This window comes from Streptomyces sp. SID3343, assembly GCF_009865215.1.
Classification (GTDB): domain Bacteria; phylum Actinomycetota; class Actinomycetes; order Streptomycetales; family Streptomycetaceae; genus Embleya.
Map to the genome: position 1 here is coordinate 1 of NZ_WWJX01001415.1, position 15,790 is coordinate 15,790.

Below are 15,790 nucleotides of genomic sequence, written 5' to 3' on the forward strand. Positions count from 1 at the left end.
ACGCCGAAGCGGGCCGCGCAAATTCGTGCCGGGGAGGTGGTGGTGGGCCGAGCGATGCCGACGAGTGGGGGGCGCCGGGTGTGGGCAACGCGTGGAACGGCACGGGCGCCGATACGCGGGCCGCTGTGGCGTCGGTCGGCCGTCGTCCCTCCCGCGTCGGGGTCCGTGGTGATGGCCACCGGCATCGTGTCGGTCGCGTTGTCGGTCGCCGGGTTCGCCGCGCTGTCGAAGGTACTGATGTGGCTCGACGTCGGCGTGTGGCTGGTGCTTGCCGCGGCCTTCGCCGGCCACGCCCTGGGTGATCCGCGTGCCTGGCGAGCCGCTGCCGATACCCCGCCCGCGCTCACCGCCGTTGCCGCGACGACGGTCCTGGGCACCCGGCTCGCGCTCTTCGGCTGGACGAACACCGCCTGTGCGCTCCTGCTCCTGGCGGCGGCCCTGTGGCCGGTCCTGCTCGTCCGGGTCACCACCCGGCTGAGGCGCCGGATGCCCGGCGCGGTCTTCCTCGTGTGTGTCGCCACCCAGGGTCTCGCCGTGCTGACCGGGCAACTCGCCCTCGTGGACCGGGGCGAGTGGCTCGCGTGGACGGCATTGTCGCTGTACGTCCTCGGGTTGGCCCTGTACGCCGTCGCGTTCACCCGCTTCGACCTGCGCCAAGTGCTCACGGGGGCGGGAGACCACTGGGTCGCGGGCGGTGCGTTGGCCATCTCCGCCGTGGCCGGATCGAAACTGCTCGCGTCGCCCGTGTGGACCGGGACCACGCACAGCGCGCTGCGGCTGCTCACCCTGGTCGTCCTGGGCTGCGCGCTCGGCTGGTACGCCGTGCTCGCGATGGGTGAAGTCGTCCGCCCACGCCCGCGCTACGACATCCGCCGATGGGCCACGGTCTTCCCGTTGGGCATGACCGCCGCGGCCTGCCTCCTGGTGTCCACCACCGCGCACGTGTCCTGGCTGGGCCCTCTGGGGCGGATACAGCTGTGGATCGCGACCGCGGCCTGGACGCTGACCGCCGCAGGTCTGGTACGAGCCTCGACCGGGTGGCGCGCCGAGACGTAGCGGGCGGGACCCCGGGAACGCGCCGGCCGGATCGGTTCGCTCGGTTCCAAGACGCCCTCACCGACTACGTCGATGCGGCCGAGCGCTCTGGCTCGGTGCCCGCGGTGCGGGCATCGGGTGTGAGATGTCTACGCCAGGCCGAGGAGTTCTCGTTCGGCGCGTACGTCGGCCTCGAAGTGGGCTACCTGGCGGTCGATTTCGGCCTGGGGTGTGCCCAGTTCGGCGCGGAGCAGCGACCCCACGTGTGTTGCGGCTTCGGCGGCTCGGGAGGAGTCGAGGAAACGCGCCGGCAGGCGGCGCTTCAGCACGTCCGTCACCGTTCGGGCCATCTCGTGTCGGACCGCGAACAGTACTTCGGCCCAGACGTAGGGCAGTCCCGGCATCACGGGCGCGCCCATCGCCGGGTCGGCGACGATCAGGTCTTCGACGAACCTGGCCTCGGAGCCGTAGCGTCCGCCGAGGTGGCCGAAGCGTCCGCCGGTGCTTTCCACCGCCTCCGCGTCGAAGTGGGCGCCGCCGACGAGCGGTAGGTCGGCCGTGCGACAGGCGCGGCGCACGCCCAGCTCCGCGCACACCTTGTCGACGGCGATCTGTGCCATGGTGCGGGCTACGGTCAGCTTGCCGCCGGCCACGGTGACGACTCCGTTCGCGACGGTGACCTCGTGCTCGCGACTGAGTTCGGAGGTGTCCCCGCCGCCGGTGTCGATGAGCGGGCGCAGGCCGGCCCAGGTCGCCGTGACGTCGGAGACGGAGAGGTCGGTGGTGAGGGCGGCGTTCAGGGATTCCAGGAGTGTCTGCGCCTCGGCCCGAGTACAGCGAGGGTTGTCCAGGTCTCCGCTGTAGGCGGAGTCGGTCGTCCCGATGTAGCAGTGGTCACCCCAGCGCAGCACGAACCCCATGCCGCCCTTGCCGCGGGCGTTGCCGATCAGGGGGAAGGTCAGCGTCGATTGACTGCGAACCTTCTCCCAGGGAACCACGACGTGTACGCCCTTCGCGGGCCGGATCCGGTGCCGATGGGCGGTGTCGGCGAGTCCGGCCACCCGGTCGCTCCAGACTCCCGCGGCGTTCAGGATGACGGCGGCGGTCACTTCACGGTCGTGGACGGTGCCGGCGGAATCGGTCACGCGCATGCGCACGACGTGCCGGCCGGGAGCGGAAGAGATGCCCACGACCTCGGCGTGGTTCGCCACCAGCGCTCCCAGCAGGGACGCGGTCCGGGCCACGGCCACGGTCAACCGGGCGTCGTCGGTGCGGCAGTCGAAGTAGAGCAGCCCGCCCAGCAGTCCCTCCGGTTTCAGGGTGGGGCACTCGGTGAGTGTCTGCGCCGCGGAGATACGACGGTGCATTCGCCCGATGCGCCACCCGCCCAGCATGTCGTAGGTGGCCAGCGCGGCTCGAAACGCCTTCGCGAATTTCGGACCGAATACGCCGTGCTCGCGGTAGATCGGGAACACGAACGGCAGCCGGCTGACCAGGTGCGGAGCGCGCTTGTACATCCGCTGCCGCTCCAGCAGCGAGTGGTAGACGAGCCGGAATTGTTTCTGTTCGATGTAGCGCAGGCCACCGTGGATCATCTTCGAGGACGCCGACGAGGTTCCGGACGCGAAGTCGGATCGCTCGACGAGGCCCACGCGCAATCCTCGCGCGGCGGCATCCAGCGCAGCGCTCACCCCCGTGATGCCGCCGCCGACGATCAGGACGTCCAGGGGGGCGTCTGCCATCGAGGTGAGCGCCGCGTCCCGGTCGAAGGCGACGGGTGCGGACTGATTCGCGACGATGGTGCGCTGGGCGCGGGTCATGTGTGGCGTCTCCTTGTGGTGCGGGTCTTGCGGGTCTCGCGGCTCGGGGTTCGTCCTCGTCAAGGGTGGTCGCCTGGGTGCGGCGGGCCGAACGATGTCTTCGGCGGCGGTGATGTGCGCGCCGAGTGTCGGCGCCGGCCCGGGCGCAAGTCCGCCGGGTCGAGCGGGCCGCACGGCAGCGGGTCGGGGCCGGGGTCGGCCGGGTGTGGCGCGTTCGCCGGGTGCCGCTCCGCGCCGGCTCGCCGTCATCGTCATCGGTACGCGGGGGTGTGCCAGCCGAGGGTGCGGTCGACCGCGTCCTGCCACGCCCCGCGTCGGATCCTGCGCTCGGTCTCGGCCATCATCGGCTCGAAGGTCCGGCCCTCGGCGGCGGTCGCCAACGCCGACTCCTCACCGTCCCACACACCGGTGGCGATCCCGGCGATGAGGGCGGCCCCGCGGGCGGTCACGAACTCGGGGTCCGCCGCGCGCACGACCGGCACCTGTAGGAAGTCGGCCTGCGCCTGCAGCAAGGTGTCCGACCGGGACAACCCGCCGTCGACCAGCAGCGTCGTGACCGGGACTCCGGCAAGCCGGCCCATCGTCTCGACCAGGTCGGTGACGGTGTGCGCGATACCGTCGACGGTGCCGCGCACGACGTCGGCCTTGGTCGTGCCGCGGTTGAGCCCCACGAGCAGGCCGCGGGCCTGGCCGTCCCAGTGCGGCGCCGCGAACCCGGCCAGCGCCGGTACGCACAGGACTCCGGACTCGCGGTCCGCCGCCCGATAGGTCGCGTCGACCAGGTCGGCACGTTCGAGCACGCCCAGGCCCTCGACCAGCCAGTCGATACCGCTCCCGGAGACGGACGTGCCGCCCTCGAGGACGTAGCTGCGTCCGGCACGGGTCTGCCAGCCGGTCCGGCAGTCCAACCCGTAACCGGTCGCGACGTTGTGCGGCCCGGCGTTGAAGTCGACGAAACTGCCGGTCCCGTGGGTGCACTTGACCGCGCCGGGCGCCAACCCACCGTGCCCGTACAGGGCCGACTGCTGGTCGCCGACCACACCGGTGATCGGCAGTTCGACTCCGGCCGACGCGACGCGCGCCATGCCGTAGTCACCGTCCTCGGCGGTCACCTCGGGAAGCATCGCGACCGGGACCCCGACCGCGGAGAGGAACTCCTCGTACCACCGGTCGCGCGCGGAGTCGTAGAGCCCGCTGGATCCCGCGCACGACCACGGGGTGCGAAAGACCCCGCCGTCCGGGCCGCCGGTGAACTTCCAGACCAGCCAGGTCTCGATCGTGCCGGCGAGGAGCTCACCCGCTTCCGCCCGACGCCGGAGTTCGGGATCGCGCAGCATCCACGCCAGGTGGAACGGACTGCCGCTCGCGTACTGCAGGCCGGTCGTGCGGGTGACGGCCTGCGCCCACTGTTCGCGCAGGTCGTCGAGCATGGGTATGGCTCTGGTGTCCTGCCAGCTGTAGACGGGCGCGACCGGTTCGCCCGTCGTCCGATCCCAGAGCACCGTCGTGGTCCGCTGGGCGGTCATGGCGAGCGCGGTGATCCCCTGCCCGCCCGCCGCGGCGCGTTCGGCGACCGTTCTCAGGACGTCGACCGAGCGTTCGTAGATCTCGGTCGCGTCCTGCTCGACGGCGCCGGACACCTTGGTCTCGATCGAGAGCGGCCTGGCCTCACTGTCCAGCGCCCGGCCGTCGGAGCCGAACAAAACCGCGCGGGTGCTCGTGGTCCCCTCGTCGAGTACGAGAATCGATGTCGAGGTGGCGATGATGGGCCTCCCTGGCAGAGACGGCGGCGGCGCCGGACGGACGCGATGCCCGTGTCGGTGATTGTGCATCCGCGAAGGCGCCGGTAGCGGAATTCCCCGCATCAGTGACGCGGATTGTCACGACCCGGCCGCGCCGGCCCCAGTCGTGACGTGGCGTGTCACGAAGCTTGCCGCCCGCCGCGGCTGCGCATGAGAGTGGCCGGTGAGCGATGCATGTGCGATCCGCGATCCGCGACCGGTGCATCCCCCATGACTCGAGGAGAGTTCGATGACCGCCGAATCACCCGTCGCACCCACCGGCCCGTCGACCGGTGCCCGATCCACCGCATTGTCCGCGAGCGCCGTCGCGGCCCTGCGCGAGCGCGTCGGTACAGAGGTGATCGACGACCCGGACACCGTCGCGGAGCTGTCCGACGACAGCAGCGTGCGCACCCACAAAGCACGCGCCAACGGCTGGGACCGGCCGCTGGCCCGGCTCGCCGTCCGGCCGAAGTCGACCGAGCAGGTCGTCGCGGTCGTCGAGTGGGCCAACGAGTTCGACGTGCCGATCGTCGCCCGCGGACTGGGGTCCGGGGTCGTCGGCAGCGGCCTGCCGATCCGTGGTGGGGTGGTCGTCGACATGGCCGCGATGTGCGAGGTCGGCGAGGTGGACGTCGTCAACCGGATGGTCACGGTCGGCCCGGGTGTGCGGCTCAGCGACCTGGAGGCGGTACTGAAGCCCCACGGACTCTCGGTCGGGCACTACCCGCAGTCCTTCTCCCTGGCCTCGGTGGCGGGCAGCATCGCGATGCGCGGCTCGGGGACGTTCTCCTCGTTGCACGGCAACGTCGAGGACCGACTCGGCGACCTGGAGGTCGTGTTGCCGGACGGCATGGTGGTGAGCACCGCCTCGATGCCGCGCGCGGCGACCCTGCCCGACATCAAGCAGCTCTTCGTCGGCGCCGAGGGCACCCTGGGCATCATCACCCGGGTGACCCTGCGGCTGGTGCCACTGCCCGAGGCCCGACGGTTCGCCTCGGTGCGCTTCCCCGGTTTCCAGGGCGCACTGGACACCGTACGCACCGTGCTGGCCAAGGGAGTTCGCCCCGCCGTCGTACGCATCTACGACCCGACCGAGGCCTCGGCAAAGCACGCGCAGTTCGCCGACGAGGGCGGCTGGCTGCTCATCCTGGTCTTCGACGGCGACGCCGATCTGATCGAGGCCCAGGAACGGATCACGCTCGGCGTGGCGGAAACCAATGGCGGCTCCTCGCTCGGCCCGGAGCCGGCCGAGCACTGGGAGCAGCGCCGGTTCGACTGGTCCTGGTCCACCGACAACGTGGGCAGGACCGGCGGGGTCGCCGAGGCCATCGAGATCGCCGCGACCTGGAGCGAACTGCCGGGGCTCTACGAGCGGTTGCGCACGGCGGTCGCGCCCCACATGCAGGGGTTCATGGCCCACGTCTCGCACGTCTACGACCAGGGTGCGGCGCTGTATGTGATCGTGAGCGGGACCTACGAGGACGACCGCACGGCGATGGCGCACTACGACCGGGCCTTCGAGGCGGTGATGGCCGAGACGCTGTCCTCGGGTGCGCGCATTTCGCACCACCACGGGGTCGGTGTGGACCGGGCCCGGTGGGTGCCCGACGAGCTCGGCACCGGCTTGGACCTGCTGCGCGCGATCAAGCGCGCCGTCGACCCGAAGTCGATCATGAACCCGGGCAAGGCCGGCCTGTGACCGACCGCGTCGGTCTCCGATCCGCACCGGCCCGACGGCGCTGATCCGACGCCTGTTTCCTCGGCATCGTCTCCGCCGCCTGCTTCGTCGTCCTCGTCGTCGACGGGACGGTGATGCTCGGCGAAGGGGCGCCGCCGGGGCGGCGGAGACCGTCGCGGAGATTCGACGGCGTGGGCCGCCCCCGACGGTTCACGTCCGGCCCCCCGACGTCGTGCGCGGTCGGCGCCGGCCGGCGGTCGTCAGCTCGGTTCCCCTCCGATGGCTTTCGAGAACTCGGTTGCGGCCGGCAGGAGTTGCTCAAGCAACGTCTGCCGTTGGGGCGCCGGCATGAGCGGCTGCCCTGTGGTCACCGCGAGCGATCCGACGACGCGCTTCAGCCGGCCCCAGACGGGCACGGCCACGCAGCTGACGCCGAGTATGTTCTCCTGGGTGTCGCTCGCCCAGCCACGTTCACGGATGCGGACCAGTTCCGTCCGCAGTACGTGCGGGTCGGAGATGGTGTACTCGGTGAAGGCCTGAAGAGGCCGCGTGAGGTACGCGGTGAGGGCCGCCGCGTTGAAGGCCAGGAAGAGCTTGCCACTGGCCGAGGCGTGCGCCGGGCGCCGGGATCCGAGGGTGATGGGGAAGGCGTCGACCGAGCTGAGGCTCTCCATGGAGGGGCTGGCCACCGTCACCGAGGTGCCGTGCTCGTACACCGTGACGTGAACCGGCTCGCCGGTCTGTTCGGTGAGCTCGTCGGCGTACACCCGCGCCCGCCGCAGGAACGCTCGCTGGTCGGACGCCTGAACCGCGAGCCCGACGGCCGCGGCCCCGAGGTGGTATCGGCGGCTGTCCTCACGGGACGCCTCGATCATGCCGAGTTCCTGGAGCGCCTTGAGGTGGCGGTAGACGCTGCGCTTGTGCAGACCGGTCTCGCGACAGATCGACGGCGCGTTGGCCCCGACCGGTCCGGCGTTGCTCACGGCCAGCAGTACGGAGTGCGACGCCCGCACGACGGAAGGGACGGCGTCCGATGCAGTCATCGACCCATCATCCACACCTGCCGGCCGGGCCGCCATCCGGTGTGACACCTCCTGTCACACCGCATGGTCGGCGGCGCCGTCCCCGGACCGTGGGGTCGGGGCGGGTGCCGGCGTCGGTCTCGTCGCGTGCCGTGGGCGCGCCGATGCGGTGCGCGTCGTCGTCCGCGGCGCCCGGCGAAGTCACGCGCGAGGTGGCTGTCACCGCCGGCACGCCTGCCGGCCCCGGCTTCGTGGTGCTCTCCGAGCATGCGCGGGATGCGCCGCGTGCGCCCTGCGCGTCCGGGGCCGTTCGGGGGATCGCGGGCCGGGTCGGAAAGACGTACGGCGCGGCGGATTGACGGTTCGAGTCGGCGATGGGTTAGTGGCCGGGGAACAGCCGTCGCGGTGCGCGATCGGCGGTCCGCCGTCGTCCTTACGGGGGTCTCGTTGTCCTTTCGGCCGCGCTTCGGGTGCCTTGCGTTGGCGGGGATCGTGTTGTCGGCGGCCGCCGTGACCGGGCCGGCGTCGGCCGGCGCGGGCTCCGAGGCCCGGGTGGATCGGGGTCTGTCGGCCGTCGTGCGGTACACCGAGTACGGGATCCCGCACATCGTCGCCGACGACTACCCCGGCCTGGGTTTCGGCAACGGCTGGGCGCAGGCCCGCGACCAGGTGTGTGCCCTGGCCGAGGCGTTCGTGACGGTGCGCGGGGAACGCTCGCGCTGGTTCGGGGCCCGGACCGCTCCCGACCCGCAGTCCTCGTCGGCCGGTGCCAATCTCGCGAGTGACCTGTACTACCGCGGGGTGCGCGAGGCGGGCACGGTCGAACGACTCGGCGCGGCGCCGCCTCCGTTGGGGCCCGGTCGTGAGGTGGCCGACCTGGGGCGGGGTTGGGCGACCGGCTACAACACGTGGCTGCGCCGCAATCGGATCACCGATCCCGCGTGCGCGGGGGCGGGGTGGGTGCGTGCGATCACCGCCGTGGACGTCGCGGCCCTGGATCTCGCTCTCTCGGGGCTGGCCGGGGAAGGCCGCGGCATCGACGGCATCACCGCCGCACGGCCACCGGTCGCCGGGGAGCCGGCGCCGCAGGCCCTCGATTCCACCGCGCCTGCCGCGCCTGCCTCGGCTGCTTCGGCGGTCCGGCGACTGCTCGTCGATCCCGGGAGGCGGGCGGGCTCGAACGCCGTGGCCTTTCGCGGGTCGACGACGGCGAACGGGCGTGGGCTGCTGTTGGGAAACCCGCACTTCCCCTGGCGCGGGGAGCAGCGCTTCTGGCAGTCGCAGCAGACCATTCCCGGTGAACTCGACGTCATGGGCGGGTCGTTGCTCGGCTCGACCACGGTGTCCATCGGGCACACCGCACACATCGCGTGGAGCCACACCGTCGGCACGGGCGTCCCGGCGAACCTGTACCAACTGACCCTGGACCCGTCCGACCCGACGGTGTACCTGGTGGACGGCAGACCCGAGCGGATGACCCGACGCGTCGTCACCGTGCCCGTCGAGGACGGTCCACCGGTGACCGGTACCCAGTGGTGGACCCGGTACGGGCCGGTCCTGACCTCGTTCGGCGCGGCCGCCGACCCACCGTTGCCACTTCCTTGGACGTCCGAGACGGCGTACGCGATCAATGACGCGGGCTCCGCGAACCCGCGCGGATCCACCACCGCGTTGGCCCTGGCCAAGGCCCGTGACACGCGCGGGATCCTGGACGCCGTGCGCCGCACCCAGGGACTGCCCTGGGCGAACACCGTGGCCGCCGACTCCGCCGGGCACACGCTCTACGTCCAGTCTCAGACCCTGCCTCGAATCACGGACGAGATCGCCCGCCGCTGCTCCACCGCGTTGGGCCGGACGACCTATCCCGCGTCCGGGCTCGCGGTCCTGGACGGCGCGCGGGGCGACTGCGCACTGGGCACGGATCCGGACGCGGTGCAACCGGGTACCTTCGGCCCCGGGGCCATGCCTACGCTGCGCGATGCCCCGTACGTCGAGAACTCCAACGACAGCGCCTGGCTGACCAACGCCGAACACCCGCTCGTCGGATACGAGCGGGTGTTCGGCGACATCGGCGCAACGCGGTCGCCGCGCACGCGTGGCGCGATCGAGGACGTTTCGTCGGCGGCTGCCCGGGGCGGACTGCGCGTCGAGGACCTCCAGGCGCAGCAGTTCGCCAACCGCGCGCCCGTGGGTGACCTCGTCGCCGACGACGTGGCCCGGGCGTGCGCGGCGTTGCCGGGCGGCCGGGCGACGGGCACCGACGGCGCGGTGGTCGACGTCGCGGAGGCGTGTCGAGTCCTGGGGCGGTGGGACAAGACGGTGGACACCGGCAGTCGCGGGGCGCTGCTCTTCGACCGGTTCTGGCGGCGGTTCACGGCTGCGGTTCCGGACAGTGAACGCTGGAAGGTGCCCTTCGCGCCCTCCGACCCGGTGGTCACCCCCCACACCCTGGACACCGACTCGCCGATCTTCTCCCGGGCCTTGGCCGACTCCGTCGCCGAACTGGACGCCGCCGGGATCGACGCCGAATCGCGCTGGGGCGAGCACCAGTTCGTCGTCCGTGACGGTCGGCGCGTGCCGATCCCCGGCGGGACCGGAAACCTGGGCGTGTGGAACGTCGTCGAGGCCGACTGGGACCCGGCGGGCGGAGGCTACCCGGACGTCTCGTACGGCACGTCGTTCGTCCAGGCCGTCGGCTGGGACGACAGCGCCTGCCCGGTGGCGCGGACCTTGTTGACGTACTCACAGTCGTCGAACCCGCGGTCTGCGCACCACGCCGACCAGACCCTGTTGTTCTCCCGGGAACGGTGGGTGACCTCGCGCTTTTGCGAGCACGACATCCTGGCCGCACCCCGGCTGCGGGTGCTCACCGTGCACGAACACGATCACCCTCGGGGAGCGGATCCCGCCGACCTCGGGTAACCGTGTCGACGACGCAACCGGACGCAGCCCGGGGCGGCTGGGCTCGATGCCATCCGCGCCATCCGGCGCTATCTGGCGCCATTCGGCACCACCCGGCGCCATCCGGTGCCACCGGGTGCCAGCCGGTCGCATTCGGTGGCATTCGAAGTCGCCGAGTGCAGGTCCGGGTGACCCGGTGATCCCTGCACGGCTTCTGGCGAAACCCCGGTACGGGCACTCGTGGCGCCAACGTCATTCACTGCGGCGTCTGCCCATTCAGGCAGGTCAGCGCGTTGGCGATGGCTGCCCGCGCGGAGTTTCGCCCGCATGGCTTGCGCATGGAGCCACTATGGCGCCATGATGGTGCCACATCGATGGAGCGGCCCGCTGCTCCGTAGGAGTCGGTGACCCGGCCGGTCACTGTGGCGGATCGCTCGAAGCCTCCGCCGCCCAGCACCGCTGTGCGTCCCTCGCCCACTCCGTCACTCCAGTTTTCGATCGGGAGCGTTCCATGCCTTCTTCCGTCATGCCCGCAGCCAGGCGGGGCGGCGACGGTCAACCGTCGCCGGCCGCTGTCTCCGCCGTCGGTCTGCGCAAGTCGTATGGCGACAAGGTCGTCCTCGGCGGCATCGATCTGGATATCCCGGCCGGGTCCGTGTTCGCGCTGTTGGGGCCCAACGGCGCCGGCAAGACCACCGTCGTGAAGATCCTCTCCACGCTCATCGCCGCCGACGGCGGGCAGGCCCGCGTCGGGGGTCACGACGTCGCCACGTCACCGGACGGGGTGCGCGCCGCGATCGGTGTCACCGGGCAGTTCTCCGCCGTCGACGGCCTGATCACCGGCAAGGAGAACATGCTGCTCATGGCGGACCTGCACCATCTGCCCAAGCGCGAGGGGCGGCGGGTCGCCGCCGAGTTGCTGGAGCAATTCGGCCTCGCCGACGCCGCCGGGAAGCCCGCGCAGAGCTATTCCGGCGGCATGAGGCGCCGCCTCGACATCGCCATGACCCTCGTCGGCAAACCGCGGATCATCTTCCTCGACGAGCCGACCACCGGCCTCGACCCGCGCGGCCGCCACGACATGTGGCAGATCATCCGCGAACTGGTCTCGGGCGGGGTCACCGTCTTCCTCACCACCCAATACCTCGACGAGGCAGACGAACTCGCGGACCGCATCGCGGTGTTGACCGACGGCGCGATCGCCGCCGAGGGCAGCCCCGAGGAGTTGAAGCGCCTCGTCCCCGGCGGACACGTACGACTGCGTTTCGCCGATCCGTCGGTGTACCGCAGCGCCGGCCGTGCGCTGCCCAACGTCGCCCGGAACGACGAGGCACTGTCGCTGCACATCCCCAGCGACGGCAGCCAACGGGAGCTGCGCTCGATCCTCGACCGGCTCGACTCGGCCGGCATCGAGGCGGACGAACTGACCGTGCACACACCCGATCTCGACGACGTGTTCTTTGCCCTGACCGGCTCCGGCGTGGTCGACCGAACCAAGGAGAACGTCCGATGAGTGCCCTCTCCCTCGCCGTGCGCGACTCGTCCACGATGCTGCGGCGGAATCTGCTGCACGTGCGGCGCTATCCGTCCATGACGCTGAATCTGCTGCTCACGCCGGTCGTGCTGTTGCTGCTCTTCGTCTACATCTTCGGCGATGTGATGAGCGCCGGCATCGGCGACGGCGGGGCGGACCGATCCGACTACCTCGCGTATCTCGTTCCGGGCGTCCTGATGTTGACCATCGGCGGCACCACGATCGGCAGCGCGGTGTCCGTCGCCATGGACATGACCGAGGGCATCATCGCCCGCTTCCGTACGATGTCGATCCACCGCGGGTCGGTGCTCATCGGGCACGTCGTCGGCAGCGTGCTGCAGTGCGTGCTGAGCGTGGTCCTGGTCGGGGCCGTCGCGGTGGCCATCGGCTTTCGGTCCACCGATGCCACCGCCGTGGAATGGATCCTGGCGCTCGGACTGTTGGTGCTCGTCTCGCTGGCGCTCACCTGGATCGCGGTCGGGATGGGCCTGTCGAGCCCGAACGCCGAGGCGGCGAGCAACAACGCGATGCCGCTGATGGTCCTGCCGCTCGTCTCCAGCGCCTTCGTCCCGGTCGACGCGATGCCGGGCTGGTTCCAACCGATCGCCGAGTACCAGCCGTTCACGCCGGCCATCGAGACCCTGCGCGGCCTGCTGCTGGGCACCGAGATCGGCAACAGCGGCTGGTTGGCCGTCACTTGGTGCCTGGGACTGTCCGTGCTCGGCTACCTGTGGTCCAAGTCGCTGTACAACCGCGACCCGAGGTAGGGACGGGGGTGTGGGCGGCGAGGCGGAAGTCGGCCTCGCCGCCGACGCGTCGCACGCACCCGAGGGCTCGGGTCAGGTGGACTTGTTGCGGTAGCGGGCCACCGCGAGGGGCGCGCAGATCGCGGCGATGCCCGCCGTCCAGGCCACGGATTGCCAGGCGGCGGAGCCCGCGTCGTTGCCGCTCAGCCAGGCGCGCAGGGTGTCCACCACGACCGTGATCGGGCTGTGGTCGGCGTAGGCCTGGAGCCAGCCCGGCATGGACGAGACCGGCACGAACACCGAGCTGATGAAGGTGAACGGGAACAGCCACGCGGTACCGCCCGCCTGGGCGGCCTCGGGCCCGCTGACGGCCATGCCGATCAGGGCGGCGAGCCAGGAGAAGGCGTAGCCGAAGGCGAACAGCAGCAGGAACGCGCCCGCCATCGGCATCGGGTCGCCGTCGAAGCGAAACCCGACCAGGACGCCGACCACGACCATCACCACGACGGCCACGAGCGTGCGCGCGAGTTCGGAGAACGTGCGGCCGGCCAGGACAGCCGACCTGCTCACCGGCATCGACCGGAAGCGGTCCATGATGCCCTTGCTCATGTCGTCCGCGACGCCGACGGCGGTACCCGCGACCGAGCCGAACAGAACCATCTGTACGAAGATCCCCGGCAGCAGGAACTGTCCGTAGTCGCCGCCCGGTACGTCGATCGCGCCGCCGAGGACGTAGCGGAACAGCAGGATGAACATCACCGGCTGGATCAGCGCGTACATCAGCAGGTCGGGGGTGCGCGCGAGGTGCTTGAGATTGCGTAGCGCCATTTCCCCGGCATCGGAGAACCACCAGCCGAGACCGCCGCCGACGGCGCGGTCCGGCGCCGTAGGTCCCGCCGAGGTCGCCGCCGACGTCGTCGGGGTGACCGATGTGGTGGTCGCCGGCTTCACGGTCGAGACGCCGCCCGTCGAAGTGTCGCCGGTCGAGACGCCGCCTGTCGAAGTGCCGCCCGTCGAAGTGCCGCTCATCGCTTGTCCGTCCTTCCGGCCGCCACCGCGGTGACGTGCTCGGCGTCGGGGCGCGGCGGCGCCGGGTCGGCGTCCGGCGCCGGCGTCTCGCGCTGTTCGGTCAACGCGAAGAACGCGTCGTCGAGGGTGGGCCGACGCACCACCATGTCCACGACGAGCACCTTCGCCGCATCCAACTCCCTGACCAGTGCGGGCATCAGCAGCGCTCCGCCCGTGACCGCCACCGTCATCCGCCCCTCGCCGTCGTGGGCGCACGGGCTCCCGTCGACGACGCCGCGGATCGCCCGCTCGGCGCGTTCGTACTGCGCGGCGTCGTCCAACCGGATCTCCAGCCGCTCGCCGCCCACCCGGTCCTTGAGTTCCTCCGGCGTGCCCCGCGCGATCACCGCGCCGTGATCCACGACCGCGACGGTGTCGGCGAGCCGGTCCGCCTCCTCGAGGTACTGCGTGGTCAGCAACACCGTGGTCCCGGCCGCGGCGAGGTCGGCGACGATCCGCCAGATCGCGGACCTGCTCCTGGGATCGAGGCCGGTGGTCGGCTCGTCCAGGAAGATCACTTCGGGACGCGCGATCAGGCTGGCCGCGAGATCGAGTCGGCGGCGCATGCCGCCCGAGTACGTGCGGACCAGACGCGCGGCGGCATCGGCCAAGCCGAATTCCGCGAGCAACTCGTCGGCGCGGCGGCGAGATTCGGCGCGACCACTCCGAAAGAGCCGGCCGAGCATGCGCAGGTTCTCGAAGCCGGTCAGCTTCTCGTCGACCGCCGCGTACTGGCCGGTGAGGCCGATGTGGGGTCGCACCCGCTCGGGTTCGCGCAGCGCGTCGATGCCGCAGATGCGCACCGATCCGGAATCGGGCCGCAGCAGCGTCGCGAGAATCCGGATGACGGTCGTCTTCCCGGCGCCGTTGGGGCCGAGCAAACCCACGACCGTGCCCTGCTCGACGGTCAGGTCGAGGTCGTCCAGGGCGTGGACGTCGCCGTATCTCTTGCTCAGTGCCTCGACGGCGATTGCGTCCGGCATGGCTCCACGGTCCTTTCGAGGGCGGCAGGATCATTCGAGGGCGCCGGGGTCTCCGGGGCCTCAGCGGGTGGGTACGTCGGCATCGGAGGTGATCGTGGCCGCCGCGGCGGCCAGGTCGGCGACCAGCGCGGCCAGCAGCGCGCGGCGGGCGCTGTGCACGAAGAAGTGATCCCCGGGCAGCACGTGCAGGGCGAACCGCGACGCGGTCTGCTCCCGCCAACCGGCCGCCGTGGCCGCGGTGGCCTCCGGGTCGGCATCGCCCACGAACGCGGTGACCGGGTGGGCCAGCGCAGGCTGCGGCACGTATTCGTAGTCGTCGACCATGGCGAAGTCCGAGCGCAGCACCGGCACGACCAGTTCGCGCAGTTCGGGGTCGGCAAGTACCCCGGCCGGGAGTCCGCCCATGCCGTCCACGCGGGCGACGAACTCGTCGTCGGGAAGGTCGGAGTCGCGGATCGCGGCGGGCGGATGCTGGGGCGCGGGGCACCCCGACGCGAACAGCCGCAGCGGGGGCGGTCCGCCCAGGGCGCGCAGCCGCCGGCACAGCTCGAACGCGAGCCGGCCGCCGATGCTGTGGCCGAACACCGCGTAGGGACGGTCCACGCTCGCGGCGACCTCGGCGGCCATCGCGTCGACGTCGATGAACGGGTGCTCGCGCAGTCGGGTCTCCCGCCCCGGATACTGGATCGGCGCGACCTCGTACGGCCCGAGCGCGGCCAGGGCCGCGGGCCAGCCGCGAAAGGCGGACGCGCCCGCGCCGGCGTAGGGCAGGCAGTACAGCCGGATCTCGGCGTCGGGGCGCGGCCGGGGCAGCGTCACCCACAGGCCGCGGCGTTCTCTGGTCATCGCGTGGTTCTCCCGTCGGCAGGAGCCTGGGTTGTCGAGAGGCCGGGGGCGGGGGTCGTCGAGGTGGCCCGCCGACTCGTCGCGCCGGCGGCAACCCCCGTCCCCCGTACCGCCGCCACCGCCGCGTCCAGGGCCGGGCCGTAGCCGTTCCAGCGCAGCCGAAGCGCGCGCAGCAGACCCAGTTGGTCGCCCAGTCGCTGCCTGGTCGTGCGCAGGCAGGCGTCGAGTGCTCGCGGCCCCGGTCCCCCGCCGTACTCGGCCGCCGCGGCCACCAGGTGCGCGGAGGCCGCCAGGTCGGTGTGGCCGCGCGTCTCGGGCAGTCGGGCCAGTACGTCGGCCAGTGGTTCGCCGCCGTTCGCGAGCGAGCCGCGCA

12 protein-coding genes are annotated in these 15,790 nt (G+C 71.7%); 5 read left to right on the forward strand and 7 right to left on the reverse strand.

Going from position 1 to position 15,790, the window contains the following annotated elements; all coding sequences use genetic code 11:
• Positions 1-78: 78 nt before the first annotated feature.
• Entirely contained in the window at positions 79-1,056 is a 978-nt protein-coding gene (locus tag GT354_RS44675; protein ID WP_346012460.1) for a tellurite resistance/C4-dicarboxylate transporter family protein, read from the forward strand.
• A gap of 128 nt (positions 1,057-1,184) precedes the next feature.
• On the opposite strand, the gene GT354_RS44680 is transcribed toward GT354_RS44675, so the two are convergent.
• Together GT354_RS44680 and GT354_RS44685 are read right to left on the reverse strand one after the other, a co-directional pair.
• Positions 1,185-2,855: a glycerol-3-phosphate dehydrogenase/oxidase gene (locus tag GT354_RS44680; protein WP_161362994.1), complete on the reverse strand. Its 1,671-nt coding sequence runs from the start codon at positions 2,853-2,855 to the stop codon at positions 1,185-1,187.
• Between the two features lie 251 nt (positions 2,856-3,106).
• Entirely contained in the window at positions 3,107-4,636 is a 1,530-nt protein-coding gene (locus tag GT354_RS44685) for an FGGY family carbohydrate kinase (RefSeq protein ID WP_272924015.1), read from the reverse strand.
• Positions 4,637-4,886: 250 nt separating this feature from the next.
• Here GT354_RS44685 and GT354_RS44690 point away from each other — a divergent pair, with 250 nt between their 5' ends.
• On the forward strand, positions 4,887-6,338 hold the full coding sequence (locus GT354_RS44690) for an FAD-binding oxidoreductase (protein ID WP_161362998.1): 1,452 nt from the start codon (positions 4,887-4,889) through the stop codon (positions 6,336-6,338).
• Positions 6,339-6,577: 239 nt separating this feature from the next.
• Here the strand turns inward: GT354_RS44690 and GT354_RS44695 are convergent, their stop codons facing one another.
• Positions 6,578-7,360, reverse strand: a complete 783-nt coding sequence (locus GT354_RS44695; protein WP_161363000.1) for an IclR family transcriptional regulator — start codon at positions 7,358-7,360, stop codon at positions 6,578-6,580.
• Positions 7,361-7,786: 426 nt separating this feature from the next.
• Here GT354_RS44695 and GT354_RS44700 point away from each other — a divergent pair, with 426 nt between their 5' ends.
• The 3 genes from GT354_RS44700 to GT354_RS44710 all read left to right on the forward strand — a co-directional run bounded on the left by GT354_RS44700 (position 7,787) and on the right by GT354_RS44710 (position 12,541).
• Positions 7,787-10,261, forward strand: coding sequence for a penicillin acylase family protein (locus tag GT354_RS44700; RefSeq protein WP_161363008.1), 2,475 nt, complete (start codon positions 7,787-7,789; stop codon positions 10,259-10,261).
• A gap of 490 nt (positions 10,262-10,751) precedes the next feature.
• The gene (locus GT354_RS44705; protein ID WP_202512998.1) at positions 10,752-11,753 is read left to right on the forward strand and encodes an ATP-binding cassette domain-containing protein; all 1,002 of its coding nucleotides are present in this window, start codon (positions 10,752-10,754) and stop codon (positions 11,751-11,753) included.
• Positions 11,750-12,541, forward strand: coding sequence for an ABC transporter permease (locus GT354_RS44710; RefSeq protein ID WP_161363002.1), 792 nt, complete (start codon positions 11,750-11,752; stop codon positions 12,539-12,541). The genes GT354_RS44705 and GT354_RS44710 overlap by 4 nt, the downstream gene beginning before the upstream one ends.
• A 72-nt stretch (positions 12,542-12,613) precedes the next feature.
• On the opposite strand, the gene GT354_RS44715 is transcribed toward GT354_RS44710, so the two are convergent.
• The 4 genes from GT354_RS44715 to GT354_RS44730 all read right to left on the reverse strand — a co-directional run.
• Positions 12,614-13,549: an ABC transporter permease gene (locus GT354_RS44715; RefSeq protein WP_237536075.1), complete on the reverse strand. Its 936-nt coding sequence runs from the start codon at positions 13,547-13,549 to the stop codon at positions 12,614-12,616.
• On the reverse strand, positions 13,546-14,571 hold the full coding sequence (locus tag GT354_RS44720; RefSeq protein WP_161363004.1) for an ATP-binding cassette domain-containing protein: 1,026 nt from the start codon (positions 14,569-14,571) through the stop codon (positions 13,546-13,548). The genes GT354_RS44715 and GT354_RS44720 overlap by 4 nt, the downstream gene beginning before the upstream one ends.
• Before the next feature lie 60 nt (positions 14,572-14,631).
• Positions 14,632-15,417: an alpha/beta fold hydrolase gene (locus GT354_RS44725; protein WP_161363006.1), complete on the reverse strand. Its 786-nt coding sequence runs from the start codon at positions 15,415-15,417 to the stop codon at positions 14,632-14,634.
• Positions 15,414-15,790, reverse strand: a 377-nt coding sequence (locus GT354_RS44730) for a hypothetical protein (RefSeq protein ID WP_202512999.1), incomplete at its 5' end; no start/stop codon positions are given. The genes GT354_RS44725 and GT354_RS44730, both read right to left, overlap by 4 nt.

Excerpts from the sequence above, each read along its gene's own strand:
- GT354_RS44680 (WP_161362994.1), bottom strand. The coding sequence starts at position 2,855 with ATGACCCGCGCCCAGCGCACCATCGTCGCGAATCAGTCCGCACCCGTC.
- GT354_RS44690 (WP_161362998.1), top strand. The coding sequence starts at position 4,887 with ATGACCGCCGAATCACCCGTCGCACCCACCGGCCCGTCGACCGGTGCC.
- GT354_RS44695 (WP_161363000.1), bottom strand. The coding sequence starts at position 7,360 with ATGACTGCATCGGACGCCGTCCCTTCCGTCGTGCGGGCGTCGCACTCC.
- GT354_RS44705 (WP_202512998.1), top strand. The coding sequence starts at position 10,752 with ATGCCTTCTTCCGTCATGCCCGCAGCCAGGCGGGGCGGCGACGGTCAA.
- GT354_RS44710 (WP_161363002.1), top strand. The coding sequence starts at position 11,750 with ATGAGTGCCCTCTCCCTCGCCGTGCGCGACTCGTCCACGATGCTGCGG.
- GT354_RS44715 (WP_237536075.1), bottom strand. The coding sequence starts at position 13,549 with ATGAGCGGCACTTCGACGGGCGGCACTTCGACAGGCGGCGTCTCGACC.
- GT354_RS44720 (WP_161363004.1), bottom strand. The coding sequence starts at position 14,571 with ATGCCGGACGCAATCGCCGTCGAGGCACTGAGCAAGAGATACGGCGAC.
- GT354_RS44725 (WP_161363006.1), bottom strand. The coding sequence starts at position 15,417 with ATGACCAGAGAACGCCGCGGCCTGTGGGTGACGCTGCCCCGGCCGCGC.